A 24712-nucleotide genomic window follows, 5' to 3' on the forward strand; every position below is an offset into this window, starting at 1 on the left:
ATCAGGCCAGGGCATGAGTCGCATGGCGATCTCCCGCGACGGCCTGACCGAGGCGCTGCGAGAGCGCAGCCAGAAAGGCCGCCTCTTGCTGCCGGATGAAGAAGTGGCCGCCGTCGAACCACTCGAGCGTGAAGACGCCGCCCGCCTCGGCCGACCAGGCGTGAATGCGCTCGGCTTCGATGTCGTCGTGATGACCCGCAAACACATGCAGCGGCACCGGCAGCGGCGCTTCGTCCGCATGGCGAAAGCCTTCGCACACGCGGTAGTCGGCACCGAGCACGTCGAGGGTGATGCGCATCAACTCCGCGCTGGCAAACACTTCTTCGGGCGTTCCGCCCTGCTTGCGCAGGTCGGCAATCAGCGCCGCGTCGTCGGTCTTTCCGGCAAAGCGCGCAGGGTCACGCCGGCTCGGCGCCGAGCTGCCCGAGGCAAGCAGCGCCAGGGGCAATTCGCGCCCCATCGTGCGCAGCCGGCATGCGATGCCGTAGGCCAGCAGCGCACCCATGCTGTGGCCGAAGATTGCGAAGTTGCCGCGCATGGCGTCGGCTTGCTCCGCGCAGACATGCGCAACGAGGCCGTCGAAATCGCGGAGCGCGCTTTCTGCCGAACGGCTCCCGCGGCCGGGCAACTCCACCGGCACGACGCGGATCCAGCTCGGCAGCAGGCGGCGCCAGCGCAGGTACATCGTGGCGCTGGCACCCGCGCACGGCAGGCACAACAGCGAGACGCTCGTCTCCACGCGCGTCAACCGGCCGCAGGTTCGGTGGTCGGGTTTTGTTCTTGCCGCGCCATCCATTCGCGCAGCGACCGGGGCCGCATGTCGGTCCAGGCTTCTTCGACATAGGCAAGCGCGGTCTTCTTGTCGCCCTTGATGCCCTCGACCGCAGTCCATCCCTTTGGCACGGCCTTCCAGTGGGGCCAGATGGAATACTGGTCTTCGTGGTTGACCAGAACAATGAAGGTCTCGTCTTCGCGATCGAAGCAGCTCGTCGACATGGATGCGTCCTTATGCGGTTGAACAGGTTCTGGCGATCAGGCGGCCCGGCGGGCCTTCTGTTCGCTCCTCTGTTCAACAAGACGTTTCAGGACGCGATCTGTTCACTCCGAAGAAGCCGGGGGAAAAGCAGGCGGAGACTCAGGCGGTACAAGGCCCGCGAGCAGCCACAGGCGGGCCGCCTTGTCGTAGGCCCTGCGATTCAGGGGGTCGGCAAGAAGCCAGGCAGTCATCTCGCTGCGCGCAGCGGCATCGAAGCTCTCGCGGTCGTACTCGCGCTGAACCCATTGCCATGCGGCGTTCCAGATGGGATCGTCCTGTTCTTGTGTCATGTGCGTGAAGATGTGTGGCATTGCGCGGCAGCACAATGCATCGGCGCTAAGGCTTTTACCTTACACCAATCTCGCACGCGTTCAGGGGCCTCGGATGCCCAGGGCTCAATCGTCGTCGAGCAGCCGGCCGCATTCCTTGATTGCTTGTGCCGCCTCGGCGATCAAACCGTTCACCAGCCCAAGCGCGCAACCCAGGCGCAATGCAATTTCGCGCTGTGTGAGGCCCTCGAGGCGATAGAGCTCGAACACCAGGCGCGTTCGCGCGGGCAGTGCGGCCAGCACCTTGTCGATCGCGTGAATGGCCTGGCGCTCGCGCATCAGGCGATCGGGCGAAGGCGGGCCCGCCACGTCCAGCGCCTCGACATCGACGTCGAAGGTGCGGTAGTTGGCTTCCACGGTATGCCGCCGGCAGCAGTCGAGCGCCACGTTGCGCACCACCTGGCAGCAATAGCCGATCGGCCTGTCGGCCTTGCGCACGCAGGGGCCGTCGGTGATCTTCAGGTAGGCGTCCTGCAGCACGTCGTCGGCGAGTTCCGCGGTGCGCACGATCCGCCGTGCCACGCGCAAAAGCTGCGGACGGTTCGCGATAAAGACTTCGGCGAGCGTGGGCTCGGAAAGAGGCAACGCCATGTCGATGGGCTCTCTCATCATGCGAGGCGCAGCGCAAACGGCGCGAAAGAACGTTGACGAGGTTGAAGACACATGAACATGAGGGAGGTACTCCTGAAGTGCTCAATACAAATGAGAATTATTACTACTTGTGGATACAAAAATGCCCCATTTCCCGATCCCTTCATGCTCCATACCCAGTAGACGTTCGAGCGCACCAAAGCGAGACAGCCGCGCGCCGGATTTAGCGCAACCAAACGTTCGGCGATGGTGGGCCGCTTGCATGACAGCCAGATGATCGCGTGCGGCCGCCAACTAGAATTCCGCCCCTTTCCCCGATCCCTGCCTCATGAACATCGTCGTCAACGAAGAACTCAAAGCCTATATAGATCCATTGACTCCGGAGGAGCACGAGGCGCTGGAGCGCAGCATCCTCACCGAGGGCTGCCGCGATGCGCTGGTGCTGTGGGGCGACGTGCTGGTGGACGGCCACAACCGCTACGGCATTTGCCAGAAGCACGGCCTGCCTTTTCAAACGGTGCAGAACACGCGCTTCAAGACGATCGAGGACGTGCACCTCTGGATGATCGACCAGCACCTGGGCCGGCGCAGCATCTCCGACTTTCTTCGCGGCGTGCTGGCACTGCGAAAGAAAGACATCGTCGACGAGCGCCGCGCGCGCGCAATGGCCGACACGGCGCCGTCCGACGACGGCGCGCCGTTCGATGCCGACCCACCCGCCGCCGGAACGTCCGCTGACGACACCCCTGCGCTGCCCCCTCCCGCACCGCTGAGCAGCCGCGAAGCCATTGCACGCGCAGCGCGGCTCAGCAGCAACCAGGTGGTGATGATCGAGAAGATCCAGAAACAGGCCGCGCCCGAATTGGTCGCAGCCGTGAAGTCGGGCGTGATTTCCATCAACACCGCGGCGGCGGTGGCCAGTCTGCCCGCCGAAGAACAGGTTTCCGCGGCAAACGCGGGCAAGGACGAACTCAAGCAGGCCGCCAAGCGGGTTCGCGAAGCCAAACGCAAGCCGCGCGAGGAAGCGGCCGAGGCTGCTGAGTCGGCTGAATCGAACACGGCCGACCAGCCGGCAAAGGCCGACGCGCTCCTGCTGCTGGAGCAGCGCGTGGCAGAACTCACGGCCGAGAACGACGCCTTGCGCAAGCAGGTCGCCGAACTGCAGGCGCAACTGGCGAGCTGATCAGAACGTGCCGGCTGCCTGCAGCCGGATCTCTCAGCGCCGCTGAGCCGGCAGTTTTCCGAGCGATTCCTCAAAGAACTGGAGCAGCGCCTGGACGCGCGCGGTGCGGCCCTGCCGCGTGGGCACCAGCGCCGTCACGGGCGCACTGTCGAGCGCCCAATCGGGCAGCACCCGCACCAGGGTTCCGCGGGCAATCGACTCCGCGGCATCCCACTCGGAGCGCAGCACCAGGCCAAGGCCCTGCTCGGCCCACTCGCGCGCCACGGTGCCGTCGTTCGAGGTGTAGCTGGGCACGATGCGCACGGTCTCGCGCGGCTTCTGCCGCCGCGCGGCATCGAGCACCTTTGCCTTTCCCGTCGCCTTCGCAGCGGGCCGCTGGAAATGCCACAGTGTCACGTCTTCCTCGTTCTCGCGGATGCTGATGCAACAATGCTTCAGCAGGTCGCGCGGCTCGCTGGGCGTGCCGTGCGTGCGCAAGTAACCCGGGCTCGCGCATAGCCAGCGCTCATTGAATGCGAGCGTGCGCGCAACCCACGACGAATCGCGCACCGTGCCGATGTGGATCACCACATCCGAATCGTGCCTGTCGGGCCACGGCGTTTCCCTCAGGTCGAGCTGAAGGCCCAGCGAGGGATGCAGCCGCGCAAAGCGCGCGAGCATCGGCGCGATGCGCTGCCTTCCATAACCGAAGGGCGCCGCGATGCGCAGCGTGCCGGTCAAGCGGCGGTCGTTGCGCTGGAACGATTGCGGCAACGCCTCGAGCCCGGCCAGCAACGCCGCCGCCTCGCGCGCAAAGCGCTCGCCCTCCGGCGTCAGGCTCAGGCGCCTTGCGGTGCGAACCGCCAGAGCCACATCCAGGGTGGCTTCCAGCTTGCGCAGCCGCATCGACAGCGCGGGCGGCGTGACGTTCAACGCGCGCGCCGCGGCACTCAGCGAAGGCGCCTGCGCGAGCGCCGCGGCAAGTTGCAGGTCTTCGATGCGGAGCATTCAGCTGGGCTTAACGATAGTTGTAGTTTCATTAAACCACGCACGCCCCTCGGATGACTACAGTCAGGCCCATGAACCCACCTTCGCACCTGGCCGCGCTCGACACGCCGGCCGCGCTCATCGACCTGCCGCGCATGCAGCACAACATCGACCGGATGCAGGCGCACATGAACGCGTTGTCCACGCGGTTTCGCCCGCATGTGAAGACCACCAAATGCACGCCGGTCGTGCGCGCCCAGCTGGCCGCGGGTGCGCAGGGCATCACCGTTTCCACGCTCAAGGAGGCGGAACAATTTTTTGCCGACGGCATCACGGACATCCTCTATGCGGTCGGCATGGCGCAGCACCGGCTGCCGCAGGCACTCGCGCTGCGCCGCAAGGGCTGCGAGCTGAAGATCATTACCGACAGCGCGGCTTCGGCGACGGCAATTGCCGAGTTCGGCCGCGCGCATGGCGAGGTGTTCGAAGTTTGGATCGAGATCGATACCGACGGCCACCGCTCCGGCATCAAGCCCGGCGAGGCGGCGCTGCTCGAAGCGGGAAGCGCCTTGCACGCGGGCGGCATGCGGCTTGGCGGTGTGCTCACGCATGCGGGCTCCAGCTACGAGCTCGACACGCCCGAGGCACTGGCGGCCATGGCCGAGCAGGAACGCGCGGGCTGCGTGCGCGCGGCCGAGCGCCTGCGCGCCGCGGGCCTGCCCTGCCCGGTGGTCAGCGTCGGCTCCACGCCTACTGCGCTGCATGCGCAACAACTCGACGGCGTGACTGAAGTGCGTGCCGGCGTGTATGTGTTCTTCGACCTCGTGATGAAGAACATCGGCGTCTGCACCACTTCGAACATTGCGCTGAGCGTACTCACGACGGTGATCGGCCACCAGCCGGACAAGGGCTGGGCGGTCGTCGATGCGGGCTGGATGGCGATGAGCCGCGACCGCGGCACGCAGAAGCAGAAGCGCGACTACGGCTACGGCCAGGTCTGCGGCCTGGACGGTGAGCCGATCGAAGGCTATGTGCTGAGCGGCGCCAACCAGGAGCACGGCATCCTGTCACGCGAAGGCACGCCCGACACGGACATTGCAGCGCGCTTTCCCATCGGCACGCAACTTCGCATACTGCCCAACCACGCCTGCGCCACCGGCGCGCAGTTTCCGCAGTACCACGCGCTGGCGCAAGATGGAACACTCGCAACCTGGAGCCGGTTCCACGGCTGGTGAGAAAGAAGCGCATGACAAACACCGTTCAACACATCGCGCCCGAAGGCCTGGCCGCACCGGGCGGGCACTACAGCCACGCCACCGTGGCCAACGGCTTTGTCTTCGTTTCCGGCCAACTGCCCATTGCGCCCGGCGGTGCCAAGCTGACCGAGGCCTCGTTCGAAGAACAGACGCGCCAGGTGCTCGACAACCTGAAGGCTGCATTGGTTGCGGCCGGTAGCGGCATCGATCGCCTGGTGCAGGTTCGCGTCTACCTTGACGCCATCGAGAACTGGCCGGCCTTCAACACCCTCTACGCGGAATGGGCCGGCGATGCGCGGCCGGCCCGTGCCATCGTGCCGACGGGGCCGCTGCACTTCGGGTTCAAGGTCGAGATGGAGGCGGTCGCGCTGGCGTAGTGCAGGCAGGCAAGCACCAGACGCGCCGCCATTCTCGCCAATGGCATACTGGCGCGCGGCCACGCTGGCCGCGGCGATGGAAGAGCCACGGTCCACCCGAAGTACCGCCAAGGGAAGCGCCATGAAACACTCGCGAGATGCCGTGCCTGCGCCATACGGTCAGCGGCACGGCTTATGGAAAGCGGCTCTTCTCTTCGTCGGCTGCATGATCGCCACCGCTCTTCCTTCGGCGGCGCAAGAATGCGGAACGGCGCGCAAGGCAAATCTTCCGCGCCTGGATCGCAGCCATGTGCGCGACGAGTTCCGCATCTTCTACACACTGCACGGCGAGCATGCGCTGCCCGACGCCCGCGACGCCAACCGCAACGGCGTGCCCGACAAGGTCGAGGACGTGGCCACGCAGCTCGTGGCGGGGCGGCGCATCTTTTCCGAGGTGATGGGGCTCACGCATCCGATGCGGCCGGCGCGCAATGCGCACACCGCGTCGATCGACGTCTTCCTGTTCAAGATGGAAAAAGGCAACGGCCGCTCCTACGACGAAGCGACGAACTACCGCCTGGGAACCGACGGCCCCAAAGGGCACTGCGCGCTGCGCATCGACCTGCTGAACAGCCATTCGAACCAGAACGTGACGCCGGTTCACGAGCTCTTCCACCAGTACCAGTACGGCTACACGATGTTCAAGGCGCGCTGGTTCCTGGAGGGCACCGCGCGCTGGGCCGAGTACGCCTTGCGCCCGGGCATGGGGCCCGAGCGGCCGCTGCCCGGCACCTTGCAGGCCCTCCAGGCGCAGGTGTTTGCCGAAACCTACGAGGCCAGCGCCATGTGGAACCGCGTTGCCGCGCTGCTGGACCGCGATGGCCGCCTCAAGCTCCCGGCCGACCTGGCACGGAGCACTTATGTCGACGGCAGCCCGGTCATCCATGACGGCCTGCTGCGCGGCGCTGCCTTCATGAAGGCGCTGTTCGAGGCGCTCGGTCCGCTGGACCGGCAGGTCTCGGCGCGCAACGGCTGGCCTGTCTTCGGCTGGAAGGAAGAAGACCAGCGCTCCCCCGCGCATGACGCCGAGATCTTCCGGGAGGTGCTGCAGGTGGTGCGTGCGCAGGCCAGGCGCTCGGGCACCGCCGCCACCGCGGAGATGGACGCCTTCCTGGCGCTGCAGTCGGCATTGCATTGACCGGCATGGGCGCCATTCGCAGTTGCCTGCCGGTCTATCGCGCGTTGATGGCCCACACGCCGGGCCATGTGGTCCTGGTGGTGGGAGCGGTGCTGGCATCGCAGCTGGGTTTGCTGCTCACGCTGTGGCTGCCGTGGAAGCTCGTGGTCATGCTGGCCGGGCCGTATGTGCCCACGCTTGTGCCGCACGCCATCACGGTGCTGCCGCAGAAAACCCAGGTGCTGCTCATCGGCGGAGCCATCGTGGCGGCCTACGTGCTGCATCTGGCGGTCGAGAAGCTGATCGACTGGCTCTGCGAGCGCGGTGCACGGCGGCAGTGGCGGGCCAGCGAAAAGACAGGGCTGTTCAACAACCAGTCGAAGACCGCGAGGCAGGCCTACCAACGCTTGCTGCGCAGCATTGCCGCCGTGGTTTTTGCGGCCGTGGCCATGGTGGCGCTGGCGGTTCTCCATCCTCAGCTGCTGCTGGTCTGCCTGCTGTGGTGCGGGCTGGTGCCGCTGGCATTGCACGCCTCGACCGCATGGCGGCCACAGCTGGCGCACGCATTGCGCAGCTCGCTGAACCGGTTCATGGGCGGGTTCGTGCAAGGAGGATTCTTCTGCGCGCTGGCCTACATCGTCTGGCAATACTGGCGCGACGCCCTGCCGCCCCTGCAGCAGGTGCTGGTGGCACTGATTCTCTTGCGGCAGGCGCTGCAGCAGATTGCCCAGGCGGTGCTTCATGTGGCTGCGCTCGACGGGCAGCGCAGCCAGGTCCGCGCCCTGTTTTTGCCCGATGTGCAGTGGCAGGCACCGGCGGCGGTTCGCAGCCCGTTCGACGAGTTGCTGGAGCCGGTGCGCCGCGAAGAATGGATGCTCGACCTGCTCGGCAGGCAGCTCGGTGTTTCGTTCGACCTGCACCTCGACGGCGGGCAGCTGGATGTGCAAACTCGCACCATGGCCGCCGGCAACATCAAGGCGCTGTTCGTGAAAGTGCTCGATGCCGACGGCGCCGTGCAACAGGGCTTTCTCTTCAAGCTCTTCGATCATGCGCGCGATGCTGCGGCCCAGCAGGAAGCCGATCTTCTGGGCGGTGGCACTGCGGGGTTGCCGGCTTTCGAATGGCTGGGCAGCATGCGCGTGGGCGGCTATGCCTGCCACGCGATGCGCTGGAACCCGCGGGCACGCCGGATCGACGGGGCGGAACTCGCGCGAGGCGTCTTGGCGCTGCGCACCCAGTTGATGGCCTTCGAGCCGCCGCCGGAGCTGGTGGAGCGGTACCGCCGTTCGCGCGTCGCCCTGCCCGAGCGGCTCTTGCAGGTGCGCTTCGATGCGCTCGCACAAGCTGCCGCCGACACATCGCAGGCAAACGATATCGAGACACTGCGGCTCGCCTGGCCCGGGCTCCTGCAAGCTGTGCATGCCATGCCGCTGCAACTGGTGCTGCCCGATCTTTCCGGCAATGCCATCTACCGCGAAGAGGACGGCAGTTTCAAGATCCATCACTGGGCCGACTGGCGGCTGGAGCCGCTGGGTGCCGGTTGGCCACTTTCGCAGCGGATCGGCACGGACTTGGCGCATGCCTTGGCGCAGGCATCGGCTACGCGGGTCCTGCCAGCAGGCGCGACCGCGAAGCATGCCGAACTCGCCGCCCGGCTGCACGAGTTCGAGCGCCGCCACGCACGCCAGAATTACCAGGGCGCGGCCAACATGGTGGCCGGCCTCCTGCGCTGACCCCTTCGCGCCTCGGGGCCCCGCTAGGCCGCAAACCCGTATGCCGCGGCCTTGCGAAGCGCGAAGTCGGTGATGTCCTGCCGGTAGGTTTCCTCGGGCCTTCGCCCCGCGGCGGCGCGCGCGGCAAAGTCCACAAGGAAGTCTTGCGCCCACTCCTCGTAGAGCTTGTAGCGTTGGCGGTTGTCGCCCGGATAGTGCCTGGGGACAAGCGCTTCCGCGATGTCCACCAAGGGCACGATCAGGTCGAATTCCTGTCGTTCATGCATGCACCGTTTCTCCCTTGACCGGTGCTTCAGAATTTTCCGAGCACGTTCAGGAACCATCCCTTGCTGCGATAGCTCATGTCGGTCAGGTTGTCGGAGTAGTCGGTGAAGTTGTAGCCCACGCCCACCTTGAGGTTCTCGTTCACGTGGTAGTAGGCGGCCGTGACCCAGCCGCTCTTGCGGTCCTTGAGCTCCTTGGCGCGCAGCGAGCGCCACTCGACCATCCAGTCCCAGTTGCGCACCAGCTTCCAGTCGACGCGCAGCACCGCCAGTTCGGCCGAGCTCTTGAACCACGGCGACGAGTTGTCGCGGCTCGCGCGCAATTCGCCGCGGCGCCATGCGTATTTGCCGCCGACGGTCCAGCGCTCGTTGATGTCGTAGGTGGCGTCGATCGCGAACACGTGGCTGCGCTGCTGGTAGTCGATGCCGGTGGTCGACACGGTGCCCAGGCTCGAATCGAGCCCGCCCGCCGACACCACCTGGCCCGGCGAAGAGAGGTCGTACAGGTAGGTGTACTTGAAGAGCAGGTTGAGGCGGTCGTCCAGTGCCGGGCGCAGTGCGTAGCCGAGCATTGCCTCCGTGTACTTGGCCGCGGCCAGCGCGCCGGTGCTGCTGTCGCTGTCGGCCCAGTTGAACTTGCCGACCCAGCGCGCGTCGTCGTTCACCTTCCACGAGAACGAGTTCTTCACGAGCCAGCTGGTGCGCGCTTCCGCCGTGGTGCGGTCCTTGCGGTACTCGAGGCCGCCGCTGTACTTGAGGCGCTCGCTCGAGTATCCGGCCGTCAACGCCACCGCTTCGCGGCGCGTGGCGCCCAGCGTTTCGGCGCCGACCCAGCCGTTCTCGAAGTTGACGCCCAGCGTCCAGTTCGTGTCGGGCGCGTACTGCACGCCGTAGGCATGCGTGAGGCCGGGTTGCGTGCCGGTGGCATGGCGGTGCTCGGTGAACATGGTGAGCCCATCGGCCACGCGCGAGCGCACGCCGGTCACCAGGCTGCCGCCGCGGCCGATGAGGTTCTCGTCGGTGCGGCCGGTGTCCGCCACATAGGTCATGTAGAGGTTGGAACGGTCGTCGAACTGGTAGTCGACACCGGCCTTGCCTGCCAGGCCGCCGTCGCCGGTCGAAAGCTCGCCGCGCAGCGCGAGCTTGTCGCTGACGCGGTAGCGCCCGCCAAAGCCCAGCCGGTCGTTGTCCAGCCGTGTGCCGGTGCGCCTCAGCGTCTTCTGCGCAAAGCCGTAAAGGCTCCAGCGGTCGTTGCCGGTGTATTCCAGCTGCACGGCGGCGTCGGCGCGCTCGCCGGAGACCGCTTGCGTGCTGGGCAGCGAGGGGCTGGTGATGAGCGAGTCGCCGGTCTTGTCGTCGTAGCGCATGCCGAGGCCCAGCTTCCAGTCGGGCGACAGGCGCAGGCCGTATTGCGCGTCGAGCACGCTGCTGTTGTAGCCGTCGCGTTCGTCGCGGCGGTCGGCCTTCAGGCGCAGCTCGCCGCCCTCGCCCGTTTCGCCGAAAGGCACGGCGGCCGACAGGCCCACCTGGCGCGTCGCGTTGCTCGCGTACTGGCCCGGTGCCGAGAAGCCGGCATCGCGCGACTGCGCATAGGCGCTGATGCGGCCGCCGCCCTTCATCTCGAAGTCGGCCAGGTCCGCCTGGCCTTCGAGGCGCCATGCGTTCGCATTGCCCGTGGGGCCATTGCCAAGTGTCGTGCCCAGGGCGCCGTTGCGCCCGCTGAAGCTGAAGCCGCCGTCGAGCGAGTCGAGTTGCGCCGTGCCCGGGCCCTTGCTGCGCGCGAACTCGCCCTTGAGGTAGGTGTTCTCGGTCTTGCGCAGCGTGATGTCCGCGCCCGCCAGCCGCTGGTCGGCGCCGATCTGGTCTTGGCGCGACGCGGTCACGCCGACGCCCACGTGGTCGTTGGCCCACCACGACACGCGTCCGCCAATGGCGAGTGTGTCGAGCGAGCTTGCGATCGGCGTGTATTCGTAGTCCACCACCAGGAAGGTCGGCATGCCCGTGAGGCCGCCGGCACGCACCAGCGAGCCGTCGTCCGACAGGCTGGGCAGCGGCGCGGAGAGCAGCACGCGGCCCTGCAGGTAGTCGATCTCGTAGTCGGAGCTGGGCACCAGCTGCGTGCGCTTGAGCACGAAGCCGGAGTCGCGGTCGCGGATTTCGATGTTCACGCGCTCGGCGCCGCGCGTGATGTCCTGGTTGCGCAGGTAGTACAGCGAGCCACCGGTGCCGCGAAATTCTTCGCGCGCCGCCAGCGTGCCCGGCTCGGCCGCGAAGGTATCGACCTTGAGGCGCGCCTCGCCGAACGAGGTCGATTCGTCGCCCAGGTACCGGCCATGAAAACCATAGAGGCCGCGGCTCACGCGGGTGAGTTCGGTGTCGCCGAAGTTGAGCTTGAAGTTGCCCCACATCGCCTGCGAGCGGCCGTCGTCCACGCGCAGGTAGAAGCGGCCCTGCGTGGGCGCGTCCTCGATGGTGGTGGAGTCGTCGCCGAAAGTGGTCCACGAATCTTCGGGGTCGAAGCGGCGGAACAGCGAGGTCGGGTCCTTGCGGTCGAGGTTGCGGAACAGGTCCTTGAGCGGACGCTCCTCGGTGTCGACGCTGGCCGTGAGCGTCCAGCGGTCGTTGAGCTGGCCCTTGGCATAACCCGCGATGCGGCCTTCGCTCCAGCCGCCACCGCCGTAGCGGTTCTTGTCGTTGGTCATGATCGCGGCCGGGCCGCTCACGCTGTTGCTGCCGACGGTGAGGTCGGCCTGGCCCACGAAGAACCAGTCGCTTGCGGGCAGGTCGAAGTCGCGGCGGTACGAGCGCGTGGCGCCCTGCGCATCGGTGACTGCAATCTCGCCGGTCTGCACGCGGCGCGGCACGAGCTGCTGGAACACGAAGCGGCCGTTGTCGTCCACCGGCACCGCAAAGCCGAGCGCGCGCACCTTTTCGCCGGGGCGAATTGCAGCGCCGCTGGCGGTGACGGTGCCCGCCGCCAGCGGAATGTTGGCAATGGCGACGTTGTTCTGGCCGTAGGCGCGCAGCAGTTCGCGGGCCGGGTCGGGCGTGGTGGTCTCGGGCGCATGGCGCTCAGCCACGGTGAGCGAAAGATCGTCCGTCTCGTCGAACCGGCCTTGCCGGTCGTACACGCGCAAGCGGTAGTAGAGCTTGCCGCCGGCGCCATTCGCGCCGTCGGCCAGCCGATCGAGCAGGCCCGCGGGCACCTGCCATTCGCCGCGCATTTCGGTGTCGAGCGGCAGCGTGGCCAGCAGGCGGCGCTGCATCACGTCGTTGGCCGTGAAGAGGCGCAGCTCGGCCTTGGCGGTGAACAGCAGGTAGTTGCTGTAGCCCGCAAAGCGCACGGTGTCGCCGGCCACCACGGTGGTTGGCCAGGCGGCGGCGCTCAGGCGGCGCGGCTGCGAAAGGTTGTCGTATTGCAGGCGCAGCTGGTTGCGTTCGAGCTGCACGTCGACGCAGCGCTGGCGGTCGGCGCTGGTGGCACCCTCCCCGCCCGGTCCCGCGGCGCCCTTGCCGTCGAGCAAATGGCCGTCCACGCTCAGGCGCAGCGGCGTATCGTCGGTGCCGATGGCGGTGAAGGTGCGGCACACGCCGGGGTCGGCCGGCGCCGCGGCAGGCGCACTTGCCACGGCGGGCGTCGCATCGGTCCAGTACACGCGCACTTCCACGCGCCGGTTGGCGGGCCAGTTGACCGGATCGGACGCGGGCGCCGCAACGGGTTCGTCGGGGCCGCGGGAGCTTGCGGCTGCCGCGGATTCGGGCAGGCCAAGGCGCTGCGTGAGATAGCGCGCCACCTGCTGCGCACGCGCCAGCCCCAGCGCATGGTTGTCGGCAAAGCGCTCGCGCGATCTGGCGCTCAGCGGCTGCGCGTCGGTATGGCCCACGATCTCGAAGCGCAGCTTGTCGCGGCCCTTCACCAGGCCCGCGATGCGGTCGAGCTGCGCCCGGTCCGCCGCAGCCAGAAGATCGGAGCCCGACGCGAACTGCGGCGTCTCGGTTTCGCTGCGCTCCGTGGCCGCGGGGGCGGCCGGTGCGGCAACAACCGCCGGGGTTGCCGCCGGCTCGCGCGCATCGCCGAGCACGAAGGTGGCCTTGGGCAGCTCGCGCTCGCCGCTGCGCGGCAGGTGGCGCGTGCCGTCGATGTCCACCGCGCGCGGGTCGGCCGCGGCATGGTCGAGCATGCGGCCGCGCATGGCGGTTTCCTGTGCCGCGGCAAGCCCCATGGCCATGCATGCGGCGGTGACGGCGCCCGCAAGGGCGATACGCTTCGGAAGCTTTCTCATATCGGCTCGCTTGAACGGGTTCTTCGGTGTCAGGTGGCTTTTCATGGCGTTCACTCGTTCTCGCGTCATGGCTTCACCGCGGGCGTGGCGGCGGGCACCAGCTCGACTTCGATGTCCAGGTTGAAGAGCGGCGGCTCCTTGCGGCTTTCGCGCTGTTCGCCCAGTTGCTTCCAGCGCGAGAGCACGGCGGCCTTCACCGCATCGGTGCGCTGGCGGCCGAGCGATTCGGCTTCGCCGGGCGCGGCCTTGTAGGCCAGGCGCAGCACCGAGGCCTTCTCGGCCAGCACGTTCACCGTGCGGTCGAGTTCGGGCACGAAGCCGGCGCGCAGCGCGGCGTTGCCGTCTTCGAATGCAGTGCCTTGGAGCGCGAGGCGGACCACGCGGTGCACCGTGGCGCCGAAGTTCACCTTCAGCACCTTGCCGCGCGTTGCGCGCTCGGCGGCCGGGTTCTCGCTGGTGGTGCGGTAGCCCGAAGGCAGCGTGCGGTCGTCGAGCTTGAGCACCAGGTTGCTGCCGGTGCCTTCCTTCGGAATGGCGGCGCAGGCAATGTGGTAGCGGCCCTCGGCGTCGGTGGTCACCAGCACGCCGTTCACGGTGGCAATGCGCACGTTGGCGAGGCCGGGTTCGCCTTCGTCCTGGTAGCCGTTGGCGTTCTTGTCGTCGTAGACCTTGCCGATCACGTCGGTGCAGTCGAAGAGCGCGTCGGGCACCACGCGCACGGTGGCCGTGGCCAGGTTCGACAGCACGCGGCCGCCCACGCCCTGCGTCGCGATGACCTGGTTGACGAACTCGCCTTCGCCCACGCCGACCCCCACGCCCGCGACCATCAGGTATTCCTTGGTCTCGTTGGGCGCGAAGTTCTGGCCGGGCACCACGACCTGGCGGCCGTTGATCTGCGGCACCACCGGCAGCGCCACGCCACCCGGCATGGTGCGCACGGTGAGCGAGCCCTGCACGTAGCGGAAGCCCGGCGGCAGCGTGTCGACCACGGCCACGCCCGGCACGGGGTTGCCGCGGGTGTTGCGCGCCGTGATGCGGTAGGGCAGCAGCTCGCCCTTCTTCACCGTCAGCTTCGAGCTGGTCTTGCGCAGCTCGATGAGCGTGGCGTCCGACGGGTCGAGCGGAATGTTGTTGGCCACCACGTGCTGGCCGCCGCCGCCCGGCATCTGGAACGCCAGGTAGTAGCCGGCACCGGGCACCAGCCCCGCGCCCGGGCTCACCACGCAGGGGTTGCTCTGCGCGGGTGCGGGTCCGTTCGCCGGTGCGGAGCACGACTGCGTGCCGAGTCCGCCCGCCGCCGGCGGGTAGATGGACGACGGCAGGTAGCTGCCCGGCGGTGTGACCGCCAGGCGGTACTCGCCCGCCGGTGCGCCCGGCAGCACGAAGAAGTCGTAGTAGCCGTTGGGGCCGGTGGTGTAGGTGTCGCGGCCGTCGAGCAGATGCTGTGCCGGATCGAAGCCCGGCGGGCCGACCAGGCGCACCACGGCGCCGGGCACGGGCGTGCCGCTCACGCTGTCGTACACCACGCCACCCGGGTCGTACGGCAGGTCTTGCCGCTGCACGTTGGCGCCGGCGTTCACGCGCACCTTGATCGAGAAGCGCGGATCGCTCGCGGCCGGCGTGGGGTACGGGCCGCCCGCGCCGTTCTGCGCCGCATCGGTGGGCCACACGCCGCCGACAACGCGGCCGTCGGGCGAGCGGAAGCGCACGCGGTATTCGCCCGGCGTGAGGTCGCCGAAGCGGTAGCTGCCGTCCGCGCCCGTGGTCACGGTGTAGAGCACGGTGGCCGCGGTTTCCGGGCAGGCGTTGCCGCCATCGGCACAGCGCATCAGCTCCACGGTCCAGCCTTCGCCCTGGCCTTCGCCGCTCTCGCGGCCGCGGTTGTGGTTCTGGTCGAACCACACGGTGCCGGTCAGCGAAGCAGGCAGGTTGTTGTGCTCGTTGAAGTCGTAGCCCGTGCCGTTGGCCGCCAGCGTGGTGAAGTTCACGCGGATCTGGTTGGTGCCCTGCGTGGAGCCGCCGAGCGTGCCGGGAATGGCAATGCCCTCGTCGTAGCCGCTGGGCTGCGTCTCGGTGACGGTGTAGCCGCCGGTGCCGGGCAACGGCAGGCCCGCGAGCTCGTAGCGGCCATCGGGGCCGGTCACGGCGGTGCGCGTGACGGGGTTGCCCGCGGCGTCGGTGCCGGTGAGCGTGACGGTCACGCCGGCAATCGGAAGGTCTTGCGGTTCGCGCGTTCCGTTGCGGTTCGCGTCGTTGTAGACGGTGCCCGCAATGGATGCGCCGCGCTCGCCGAAGTTGTAGTCGTCGCCGTTGCCGCCGCGGTACATGATGCCGGAGAGCACGTCGTTGCCGGGCTTGCCGACGGCCGTGCCATCGAGCGTGCCGACCGCGTCCAGGCCGTCCGCATATGTGACGGGCTGCGTCTCGCGCACGGTGTAGCCGGTGGCATCCGCCGGCAGCAGGCCGGTGAAGACATAGCGGCCGTTCGCATCGGTCACCACGGTGGCGTTCACCGCCAGCCCGCTGGCCGAGCGGCCGGTGAGCGTGAGGCTGACGCCCGGAATACCCGGCTCGCCCGCCTGGCGAATGCCGTCGTTGTTGCTGTCGACGTAGACCCAGCCCGCGATCTGCCCGCCGCGCTCGCCGAAGTTGTAGTCGATGCCTGCGTCTTCCGATGCGAGCACCAGGGCGCCGAAGCGGTCGTTCACGCTGCCGGGGTTCAATGTGCCGCGCGATGCGCCACCCACGGTGCCGAGCGACTCGGGACCATCGGCCACACCGTCGGGTTGCGTCTCGTCGATCTGATAGGTGCCGGGCAGCAGCTTGTCGACCAGATAGCGGCCATCGGCGGCGGCCTGCACGGTGTGCGTGACCGGGTTGCCGAGGAAGTCGGTACCGGTCACGCGCACCGTGGTGCCCGCAATGCCGGGCTCCGCGGTGTCGCGGGTGCCGTTCGACGGTGCGACGTCGGCATACACGTAGCCAGACACGCTGGCCGGGCGCACGGCCGAGAAGTTGTTGGCGGCCGAACCCGCACCCGCCGCGGCGAGCACGATGTTCTGGATGACGTTGGCATTGGAGCCGTTGGGCCCGTTCAGCACGCCGTTGCCGGCCGTGGGCACGGAGCCCGGCGTGCTGCCGGCGCCGCTCACATTGCCGGCGCGCGTGATGCCGGGTTCGTAGCCCGCGGGCCGCGTCTCCGTCACCGTGTAGGTGCCGGGGGCGAGGTTCGCGAAGTTGTAGTCGCCGCTGGCGTCGGTGGTGGTGGTGCGTGTCACCGGCTGGCCGTTGACGTCCGTGCCCGTGAGCGTGATGGCCACGCCCGCGATTCCGGGCTCGGTGGCCGGCGCACCCTGCGCGCCGCTGCCGTCGCGGTCGTAGTACACGCGGCCCGAGATGCCCGCGGGCAGCAACTCGCCGAAGTAGTACTCGCCCTGCGTGAGCGGCGGGTTGGTACCGGCCACGGTCACGCCCGTGATGCTGTTGCCGCCGCCCTGCGCCGCGCCCGGTTGGCCGTTCGCGTTGGCCTTGCCCGGTGCGTAGTTGGTGGGCTGCGTTTCGGTGATGGTGTAGCCGCCGGGCGCCGAGGGCGGCACATTGCGGAACTCGTAGCCGCCGTCCGGGCCCGAGGGCACGGCGACGATGTTGACCGGGTTGCCCGCGGCATCGGTACCCGTGAGACGCAACTCCACGTTGGGAATGCCGGTGTCGCCCGCCTGCGGCACGCCGTCGTTGTTGCCGTCGACGAACACGCGCACCGGAATGCGGGTGAGCAGTTCGCCGAAGTCGTAGCCGGTGCCGTTCACGTTCGAGCGCAATGCGATGGCGCTCACCACGTCGTTGCCCGCGGTGCCGCCGGCCGTGCCGGCCGCATCGCTGCCGTCCGCGAAGGCGGCGGGCTGCGTCTCGGTTACGGTGTAGCTACCGGGCGTGAGATTGTTGAATGCGTAGCTGCCTGTGCCGCTGGCGGTGGTGGCCGTGGTGGACACGGCATTGCCGAACATGTCGGTGCCGGTGAGCGTGACTGTCACGCCCGCGATGCCGGGGTCGCCCGCGCTCGCGGCATTGTTGTAGTCGGCATCGCGGTACACGCGGCCGGCAAGGCTCGCGGGGCGCACTTCGCCGAAGTTGTTGTTGGTCGAAGTGCCGCCCGCGCCGAGCACGATGGTGTCGATGCGGTTGGCGTTGGAGCCGTTCGGCCCGTTCGAGGTGCCCGCCGGCACGGTGCCGGCGGTGCTGCCCGCGCCGGTCACGCCGCCTGCGCGGGTGATGCCCGGCTGGTAGGCGGCGGGCTGGTCCTCGGCCACGCTGTAGGTGCCCGCGGGCACGGTGAAGCTCCAGCGGCCGTCGGTGGCCGTGGTGGTGGTCAGCGAGACGGCGTTGCCCAGGCTGTCGGTGCCGGTCAGGCGCATCGTGACGCCGCCAATGCCAGGCTCGCCGGTGTCGATCTGGCCGTCGCCGTCCAGGTCTTCATACACGCGGCCGCTCAGCGCGCTGCTCTGCACGGTGATGCTGCCCTGGTTGAAGTTGTTGCCCGCATTCGGATCGGAGCCGCCGTCGGTGTCGCCCGAGCCGGTGGTGACCAAGTGCGCGCGGTTGGTGAACTGCGTGCCGTTGGCCGGCGTGGTGCCCGTGGTGGTGCGCACCGGAATGCGCACGGTGGCCGTGCCGTTGGCCGGCATCGAGGTGATGGCGCAGCTCACGCTGTTGCCGCCGGCCGCGCCGGTGCAGGTGGGCGCGGCGGGCGTGAAGCTGCCGCCGGTCACGGTGAACACCGGCGTGCCCGTCAGCACGAGGCCCGCGGGCAGCGTGTCGGTGAAGCTCGTGGTCTCCGCGCTGTCGGGGCCGTTGTTGCGCAGCTGCACGAGCCAGTCGAAGCCCTGGCCGATTGCCACTGTGGTGAGCGGCGTTGCGGTGCCGGTGGAGACGGCCGTCTTGGAGGCCACCTGCACGTCGGCCTTGAAGCGGAACGTGGTGTTCTCGGCGACGGTGTTGTTGCCCTGGCTGGTGTCGAAGGCGTTGCGCGAGGCATCCACGAAGTCGACCGCGGCGCGGTTCTGGAAGGTGCCGCGCGAAACGCCGCGCAGGACCACCTGGAGTTGCAGCGTGTTCGGCTCGCCCGTGGCCCCTGTGCCGGTTCCGCCAATCGCCGGGATCGTGAACACGATCTGTCCGCCGGACGAACCGACCGCGGGTGTCGTGACGCCGACTCCGGCCGGCGCGCTGGCCGACACGAACGTGGGCGCAGGTTCACCGTTGGTTCCCGCGGTGGGCAGGTTGTCGATGAGCCGCACGCCCTCGGCCGTCGATGCGCTGTTGTTCGAGACCGTGATCGTGTAGGTGACGTCGTCGCCCACGTTCACCGGGTCGAGGTCGTCGCGTTTGGTCACCACCAGGTCGTACACAGGCGCAACCACGCTGGCACCTGCCGCTGCCTGGTTGTTGGCGGCGTTGCCTTCCGGCGTGGTGGTGCTGACGGCGACGTTGTTGGTAATGGTGGTGCCGTTGATCGCATAGAGCGGGCGCACCTCCACCGTGACCGTCTGCTGCTCGTTGCGCACGAGCGAACTCCAGGTACACACGAGCTGGTTGTTGCCAGGACCCGTCGGCTGCGTGGGATTGGGCGGGGGCGTGCAGCTGCCGCCGTTCGAGGCGATGGCCCTGATGAACATCAAGCCCGAGGGCAGCGTGTCGGTCACCTGCACGTTGTAGGCGCGGCTGAAGCTGTCCTCCTGCACGGACCGGTTGCGCGCGGTAAGGGTGTAGGTGAGCACCTGCCCGACGGGAACCGAGCCCGGGCTTGCGGTCTTGGTCACCGTCACGTCGGCTACGGCATTGAAGAAGCCGGTGGCGGAGCCGCTGTTGGTCACGCCCGCGTCGTCGAGCACGGGGTCGGCCGGCATGGCTGCGATGGCGCTCGCCTTGTTGGCGATCTGGAAGCTGTTGTCGGCAGCCGAAGCGCCGTCGCCGAAGTGCCGGGCCTGCACGCTGATCACAGGGCACAACGGCACCGCTGTCACGGGGTCCGTGCTCGCGCGGCACACCGGCAGCTGGGTGATGTTGCAGTTGGCGAGCGATGTGTCGCCCGCGCCGCCCGATGGTGGGGGCAGCGTGCAGGCGCCGGCAAAGGTCGCGGCATTGGCGGTCTGCGACACCGTGGGCGTGCCTACCACCTGCAGGAAGCGGTCGCTGACCGCAACGTTCTGCGCCACCGAGGGACCGCTGTTGACCACCTCGATCTCCCAGGTGATCGCCTGGCCCGCGGTCTGGCGGTTGCCCGCGCTGTTGCCGATGCCCACCACGCGCTTCAAGACCTTGACATCGGCATAGTTGGCGCTGTCGTCCACGCCGGTGCCCAGGTTCACGCAGTCGTTGCCTGTGTTGGCGTCGGGGTCTGCGCCCGCAGTGGGCGCGCTCGCGGGCAGCGCCACGTTCACGCACATGCTGTTGACAATGGGGGCATTGCCCGCCGGCACCGCGGGGATCGTGACGTTCACGGTCACGAAGCCGGCATTGCGCGCACTGCCGCCGCTCGAGGTGTCCACGGGAATGTCGGAAGCCAGCGTGCGCGTGCAGTTCACCGTGGCAGGCCCGTCGACGGGAGTCGTAACGGCGGAACCGCCCTTGGTGATCGTGCAGGTATAGCTCCCCGAATTGAAGCTGTTGATGCGCACGCCGGCCGGCAGGTCGTCGACCAGGTTGACGGTGCTGCCCGCCAGGAGGCGCGTGCCGCCCAGGTTGGTGGCGCCCACCTGGTAGTCGAAGGGCTGGTTGATCGGCACGTTGTTCTGCGGCCAGCCGCGGCGCTTGTCGGCGCGGAAGTCGGTGGCGGAATTCGCCACGTCGGCGGGCACGCTGCCGGTGGCCGACGTCGCTACCGGACCGGCGGCGTTCACGGTCGCTTCGTTGACCACGCCGATGCCGGCGGTCACGGCAGTGACGGGAACGACGATGTTGCCGAGCGACTGGTTGGCACCGCCCGCGCCGCCGACGTCGGTGCGCGCGCAGCTCACCGTCTGGCCGGACACCGAGCAGGTCCATCCCGGTCCCGCGGTCACCGGGACATTGATCTGGAAGTTGGCCGGCAACGTATCGGTCACAGTCACGCCCGTGGGCGCGCTGCCGCTGTAGCGCGGCGTCAACGTGAAGTTGAAGCGCTGGCCCACCAGCAGCTGGCCGCCGTTGTGCGTCTTGGTCATCGAGAGCACGGTGCCCGCGGTGACCGTGGTGTTGGCGGTGGCGTTGTTGTTGGCGGGCACGCCGTCGCCGATCGAGCCTGCAGGCGCAATCGCCGGCTGGTGCGTGATGGTGGAACCCGCGGCCCCGGTGACCACGCCGTTGACGGTGATCGTGCGGCTGCCGTTGAGCGAAAGGACACCGACGTTGCAGGTCAGCTGGCTGCCGGCAATCGAGCAGCCCGAAGGCAGGCCGCTGCCCGAGACCGACAGGCCTGTTGGAATGTTGTAGGTCAGCGTCGAGCCCGAGCTCGCATCCGGCCCGTTGTTGGTGAGCGTGAAGGCAATCGGTACCGTCGCGCCGCTGGAGGCGGTGGCAGGCGCCGTGATGACCACGGCCACGTCGGCGCCCTGGTTCACGGTGATGGTCTTGGTTTCGCTTGCGCCGCCGCCCGCCGGAGTTGCGGTGACGCTCAACGTGCCTTGCGAGACTGTGCGCAGCCGCAGTTCGAAATCGCGGGTCTGGTTGGCCGCGAGCGTGATGCCCGAGCAGGTGACCGTGCCGGGCCCGGCCTCGCCCACATTGACGGTCGAGCTGCAGCTACCCACCGGCACCGCACCCGTACCCATGTAGATGCTGTTGGCCGGAACGGTGTAGGTGAACGAGGTACCCGGCGCGCCGATCGGCAGGCTGTCGGTCTCGGCGATGGTCACCGTGCTGGTCACCGTGCCGCCGGCCGGAACGATGTTGGGCACATGCACCAGGCTGGAAACCTGCGGTATTGCATGGGCCGCCGTGGCAAGCAGCAAGCTTGCGAGCGGAACGGCGACGAGCGCCGGCATCCGTGCCATGCGACCGCGCACTGCCTTCCGCGCAAGCTTGAAGAAATCGCTCGGCGCTTTCGCGCCCGACAAGATCGTTGGGGTGTTGGGCATCCCGTCCCTCGTAATGGCTCTGATGGCCCTGGCACCGTGCGTTCTGGCGCCGCGGAATGCGGCGCAGGTGTCCAGGAAAGAGCGCGATTCTTCGAGGGGGGGCCCTAGCAGGCTTTTGCCGCTCCGGACGAAATGTTTCCCCGAACTGACATTTGTTTACGATTGCAAAGGAACGTGAATTCCGTCACACGCGTTTTCCCGGAGGTCGCCCTACGCTAGACGAATGTCTTACTGGTCCTCCATTCCACCGCGGCGTGCGCACATCCTGCTGGTGGACGACAACATCGACGAGCTGCAGCTTCTGCTGGCTGCCTTGCGGGGTGAGGGGCATCGCATCAGCATGGCTTTCGACGCCATGCAGGGCTACAGGCGGGCAACGGCCCTGCAGCCCGACCTGATCCTGCTGGACGTGCGCATGGGCGGCGCTGACGGCTTTGCCGCGTGCCGGCTGCTGAAGGCCGACCACGCCACGGCGCACATCCCGGTAATCTTCGTGACGTCCTGCTGCTCGGTTTCGGAAAGACTGACGGGCCTGCACGAAGGCGCGGTCGACTACATCCTCAAGCCCTACGAGCCCGCCGAAGTGCTGGCGCGCGTTTCAGTGCACCTGGTGCTGGCCAGCAGCAAGCACGCGCACGCGGCCGCCTCAGGCGAAGAAACATCGCCCGATGCGCCAAGGGAAGCCGGTCCCGACCGGGTCATCGCATTGGCGGCCCAGCGTATCGTGACGTCGGACCTGGCGAACGTGCCCCCGCTGCCCGAACTGGCCGCACGCGTGGGCACGCATGAAAAGCGCCTCTCGCGCGTGTTTCGCGAATTGACCGGCCGCACGGTGTTCGAGTTCGTGCGCGAGGCCCGGCTCTCCGAGGCGCGCCGGCTGCTCGCGGAATCGGCGCTGAGCGTCGAGGAAGTGGGCCTTGCGGTCGGGTTCTCTAGCGCCGCCAATTTTTCGACTGCGTTCCGCGAGCGTTTCCAGACGACGCCGAGCGGCTTTCGCAGCACGCTTGGAGCCAAGGCGGCGCCGCTGCCCCTGCCTGTCTCCGAGGCCTGAGGCGGCCGTGACTGCGGTGCGCAACGTTCTGCTGTTGTGCGCGGCTTTTTTCATCTGCTTGTGGATGCACCCTGCGCAGGCCGCCACGCTGCATCTGCGCAATGCTGCGCAACCGCCCATTGCGCTGGACGACAAGGTCGAGATCCTCGAAGACCGTAAGGCGGAACTCTCGCTCGAAGCCGTGGAGGCCATGCAGGCGCAAAGCGGCAACTCGACGAGCGGCTTCGTGCCGGGCACCAAGGCGCGCATGCGCCCGGGCTTTTCGAATTCCGTGTTCTGGCTGCAGCTTTCGATTGCGAACGACAGCAACGCGGTGCGCCCGCTGCGCCTGGTGCTGAACACCACGTGGCTCCAGTACGTCGACTTTCATGTGCAGCAAGGACAGCTCGGCAAGGCACCCCCGAGAGCATGGCTGCATGAGGCGGCCGGCGTCTCCATGCCCGACAACCGTCGTCGCAAGGCCGACCGTGTGCCCACGCTCGCCTTGAAATTGCAGCCGGGCGAATACGCGAACGTGCTGGTGCGCGTGCAAAGCCACAGCAGCGTCAAGCTGGCGCCCGTGCTGCACAGCCCCGACACCTGGCGCGAGTACGAGAGCAGCCACGCATTGATCGATGGCCTGCTGATCGGCGGCCTGCTGGTGCTTGCGGTGTATTCGCTGGCGGTGTGGGGCATCTCGCGCAAAGGGGCGATGGCCTCGCAAAGCCTCGGGTTCGCCTTGGTCGCGCTCTACGAAGCCACTTACCGCGGCTATGCGCGGCTGCTTCTCTGGCCCGACGGCACCGAATGGAGCTACCGCGCAGCGGGCTTCATTGCCGGATGCTGCGTGCTGAACATGGTGCTGTACCTGCATACGCTCTCGCGCGGCGGCCCGGTGCGCCGACCTGGCCTGTACATGCTGGTCGGGCTCACGGCGGCGCAGGCGCTGGTGACGCTCGGAACCCTGCTGGGCAGCTATCCGCTTTTCGCGCAGGCCGGCATCGTGAGCGCATTGGCCCTGGTGCTGGCCCTCACGATCAGCAGCTTCGTCTACATGCGCCGCGCCGGGCCAGGCGGGCGGCTGGCTTTTCCGGTGATGGTGGTCGTCACCATGGGCGTGTGCCTGCGGCTGGCCGAACTCTCCATGCCGGAGCACACGATTCCGGGCTTCGACGCCTATGCGCTGGGCTTTCCCGGCTTGCTGGTCGGGCTGGTGGTGCTGGCGGCATGGACGCACCACCTCTCGCACCAGCAGCACGCCGCACAGCGCAAGCTGGTTCAGTGGCAGGCGCACGAGCAACAGCGGCTGCACAACGAAGTGGCCCGCAAGACGCGCGCGCTCAATGCCGCGCTGGAGCAAGCCGAACAGCGCGCGCGCGAGCAGACGCGGCTCATGGCCTACATCAGCCATGACCTGCGCGCACCGCTGGCCACCATCGTGGGCCATGCGCGCATGCTGCAGGGCGAACTTGCGGCATCGCCGCCGCAGCTGCAGGCCATCGAACGCAGCGCCAACTACCAGCTTGCGCTGGTCGACGACCTGCTCGAATACGCCAAGGGCGAGTTGCTGCCGCTGGCGCTCGACCCGAAACCGATCCGGCTGCCCGCGCTGATCGAAGACATCGCGCAGTACGCATCGGCACTGGCGCAGCGCCGGAACAACCGCTTCATGCTCGAAGTGCGGGGCACGCTCCCGCCGGCCGTGCGCCTGGACAGCAAGCGCTTTCAGCAGTTGCTGCTGAACCTGCTTTCCAACGCCGCCAAGTTCACGCACAACGGGCAGATGGGCCTGCGGGTGCAGGCACATCCCGCCGAGCAGCAATGGCGGTTGAGCCTGGAGGTGTGGGACAGCGGCATCGGCATCGACAGCAAGGACCAGCGGCGCGTGTTTCGCGCGTTCACGCAGGCGGACCCCGCCGCGGCCGGAAGCGGCCTCGGGCTGGCGATTGCGCGGCGCATCGTTCAGCGCATGGGCGGCGAGCTGCAACTCGACAGCCGCCGCCACCTGGGCACGCGGCTGCGTTTTTCAGTCGTGGTCGATGCCGCCTCGGAGGACGAGGCCCCTCTTCCCAACGCCGGCGAAATGCCGGCCGAGCCGCGCCCGCAGGCCGAAGCACCGCGGCGGCAGGTGCGGCCGGTGCCCGAGATCGCACCACTCCCCATGGACGCGCGAAAGGAGCTTGAAGCCCTGGCCCGCGACGGGCGTTGGACCGACCTGCACGAATGGGCCGACCGGCTTGCGGCGGACCCGCGCCACCACGCGCTGGTGAAGGCGGTGCGCCAGGCACTGGAAAGCCTCGACTTCGACCACATCAGCCACCTTGCGCGGGCAACGCCTTGCGCAGCGCCGGACTGACTCAAGCGCCAAGGCGAATGTCGGTCCGCTGTGAGCGGGCAT

At 68.2% G+C, this 24712-nt stretch carries 15 protein-coding genes; 7 read left to right on the forward strand and 8 right to left on the reverse strand.

Going from position 1 to position 24712, the window contains the following annotated elements; translation table 11 throughout:
* Window position 1 precedes the first annotated feature (1 nt).
* The 4 genes from V9L20_RS12210 to V9L20_RS12225 form a co-directional block, all read right to left on the reverse strand.
* On the reverse strand, window positions 2–739 hold the full coding sequence (locus V9L20_RS12210; RefSeq protein WP_337296798.1) for a thioesterase II family protein: 738 nt from the start codon (window positions 737–739) through the stop codon (window positions 2–4).
* Between the two features lie 5 nt (window positions 740–744).
* A complete protein-coding gene (locus V9L20_RS12215; RefSeq protein ID WP_258501613.1) occupies window positions 745–996 on the reverse strand; it encodes an MbtH family protein in 252 nt (83 codons plus the stop codon).
* A gap of 102 nt (window positions 997–1098) precedes the next feature.
* Complete coding sequence (locus V9L20_RS12220) at window positions 1099–1326, reverse strand: DUF4880 domain-containing protein (RefSeq protein WP_337296799.1); 228 nt, start codon at window positions 1324–1326, stop codon at window positions 1099–1101.
* Between the two features lie 105 nt (window positions 1327–1431).
* Entirely contained in the window at window positions 1432–1977 is a 546-nt protein-coding gene (locus V9L20_RS12225; protein WP_432445558.1) for a sigma-70 family RNA polymerase sigma factor, read from the reverse strand.
* A 307-nt stretch (window positions 1978–2284) separates the two neighbouring features.
* Between V9L20_RS12225 and V9L20_RS12230 the strand changes: the two genes are divergently transcribed.
* Window positions 2285–3139 carry a plasmid replication/partition related protein gene (locus V9L20_RS12230; protein WP_337296800.1) on the forward strand — a complete coding sequence of 285 codons (855 nt, stop codon included), beginning with the start codon at window positions 2285–2287 and terminating at the stop codon, window positions 3137–3139.
* 33 nt (window positions 3140–3172) lie between these two features.
* On the opposite strand, the gene V9L20_RS12235 is transcribed toward V9L20_RS12230, so the two are convergent.
* Entirely contained in the window at window positions 3173–4126 is a 954-nt protein-coding gene (locus V9L20_RS12235; protein WP_337296801.1) for a LysR family transcriptional regulator, read from the reverse strand.
* A gap of 71 nt (window positions 4127–4197) precedes the next feature.
* Here V9L20_RS12235 and V9L20_RS12240 point away from each other — a divergent pair, with 71 nt between their 5' ends.
* The 4 genes from V9L20_RS12240 (at window position 4198) to V9L20_RS12255 (ending at window position 8627) form a co-directional block, all read left to right on the forward strand.
* On the forward strand, window positions 4198–5340 hold the full coding sequence (locus tag V9L20_RS12240; protein ID WP_337296802.1) for a DSD1 family PLP-dependent enzyme: 1143 nt from the start codon (window positions 4198–4200) through the stop codon (window positions 5338–5340).
* 11 nt (window positions 5341–5351) lie between these two features.
* Window positions 5352–5738: a RidA family protein gene (locus tag V9L20_RS12245; protein WP_337296803.1), complete on the forward strand. Its 387-nt coding sequence runs from the start codon at window positions 5352–5354 to the stop codon at window positions 5736–5738.
* A 205-nt stretch (window positions 5739–5943) separates the two neighbouring features.
* Window positions 5944–6915 carry a hypothetical protein gene (locus tag V9L20_RS12250; protein ID WP_337296804.1) on the forward strand — a complete coding sequence of 324 codons (972 nt, stop codon included), beginning with the start codon at window positions 5944–5946 and terminating at the stop codon, window positions 6913–6915.
* A gap of 5 nt (window positions 6916–6920) precedes the next feature.
* Window positions 6921–8627, forward strand: a complete 1707-nt coding sequence (locus V9L20_RS12255) for a hypothetical protein (RefSeq protein WP_337296805.1) — start codon at window positions 6921–6923, stop codon at window positions 8625–8627.
* Between the two features lie 23 nt (window positions 8628–8650).
* On the opposite strand, the gene V9L20_RS12260 is transcribed toward V9L20_RS12255, so the two are convergent.
* The 3 genes from V9L20_RS12260 to V9L20_RS12270 form a co-directional block, all read right to left on the reverse strand.
* The gene (locus V9L20_RS12260) at window positions 8651–8893 is read right to left on the reverse strand and encodes a hypothetical protein (RefSeq protein WP_337296806.1); all 243 of its coding nucleotides are present in this window, start codon (window positions 8891–8893) and stop codon (window positions 8651–8653) included.
* Between the two features lie 26 nt (window positions 8894–8919).
* Window positions 8920–13173, reverse strand: coding sequence for an OmpA family protein (locus tag V9L20_RS12265; RefSeq protein WP_337296807.1), 4254 nt, complete (start codon window positions 13171–13173; stop codon window positions 8920–8922).
* Between the two features lie 65 nt (window positions 13174–13238).
* Window positions 13239–21200, reverse strand: a complete 7962-nt coding sequence (locus V9L20_RS12270) for an SdrD B-like domain-containing protein (RefSeq protein ID WP_337296808.1) — start codon at window positions 21198–21200, stop codon at window positions 13239–13241.
* 307 nt (window positions 21201–21507) lie between these two features.
* Here V9L20_RS12270 and V9L20_RS12275 point away from each other — a divergent pair, with 307 nt between their 5' ends.
* Window positions 21508–22335 (forward strand): helix-turn-helix domain-containing protein, encoded by an 828-nt coding sequence (locus V9L20_RS12275; RefSeq protein WP_337296809.1) that lies wholly within the window; start codon window positions 21508–21510, stop codon window positions 22333–22335.
* Window positions 22336–22342: 7 nt separating this feature from the next.
* The gene (locus V9L20_RS12280) at window positions 22343–24670 is read left to right on the forward strand and encodes a sensor histidine kinase (RefSeq protein WP_337296810.1); all 2328 of its coding nucleotides are present in this window, start codon (window positions 22343–22345) and stop codon (window positions 24668–24670) included.
* The last annotated feature ends 42 nt before the right edge of the window (window positions 24671–24712 follow it).

Origin of the sequence: Variovorax sp. CCNWLW225, from assembly GCF_037204045.1 — a bacterium.
In the GTDB taxonomy this organism is placed as follows: Bacteria; Pseudomonadota; Gammaproteobacteria; order Burkholderiales; family Burkholderiaceae_C; genus Variovorax.

Coding starts and splice junctions, on each gene's coding strand:
- V9L20_RS12215 (WP_258501613.1), bottom strand. CDS start 996: ATGTCGACGAGCTGCTTCGATCGCGAAGACGAGACCTTCATTGTTCTG.
- V9L20_RS12220 (WP_337296799.1), bottom strand. CDS start 1,326: ATGACACAAGAACAGGACGATCCCATCTGGAACGCCGCATGGCAATGG.
- V9L20_RS12225 (WP_432445558.1), bottom strand. CDS start 1,977: ATGATGAGAGAGCCCATCGACATGGCGTTGCCTCTTTCCGAGCCCACG.
- V9L20_RS12230 (WP_337296800.1), top strand. CDS start 2,285: ATGAACATCGTCGTCAACGAAGAACTCAAAGCCTATATAGATCCATTG.
- V9L20_RS12235 (WP_337296801.1), bottom strand. CDS start 4,126: ATGCTCCGCATCGAAGACCTGCAACTTGCCGCGGCGCTCGCGCAGGCG.
- V9L20_RS12240 (WP_337296802.1), top strand. CDS start 4,198: ATGAACCCACCTTCGCACCTGGCCGCGCTCGACACGCCGGCCGCGCTC.
- V9L20_RS12245 (WP_337296803.1), top strand. CDS start 5,352: ATGACAAACACCGTTCAACACATCGCGCCCGAAGGCCTGGCCGCACCG.
- V9L20_RS12250 (WP_337296804.1), top strand. CDS start 5,944: ATGATCGCCACCGCTCTTCCTTCGGCGGCGCAAGAATGCGGAACGGCG.
- V9L20_RS12255 (WP_337296805.1), top strand. CDS start 6,921: ATGGGCGCCATTCGCAGTTGCCTGCCGGTCTATCGCGCGTTGATGGCC.
- V9L20_RS12260 (WP_337296806.1), bottom strand. CDS start 8,893: ATGCATGAACGACAGGAATTCGACCTGATCGTGCCCTTGGTGGACATC.
- V9L20_RS12265 (WP_337296807.1), bottom strand. CDS start 13,173: ATGAGAAAGCTTCCGAAGCGTATCGCCCTTGCGGGCGCCGTCACCGCC.
- V9L20_RS12270 (WP_337296808.1), bottom strand. CDS start 21,200: ATGGCACGGATGCCGGCGCTCGTCGCCGTTCCGCTCGCAAGCTTGCTG.
- V9L20_RS12275 (WP_337296809.1), top strand. CDS start 21,508: ATGTCTTACTGGTCCTCCATTCCACCGCGGCGTGCGCACATCCTGCTG.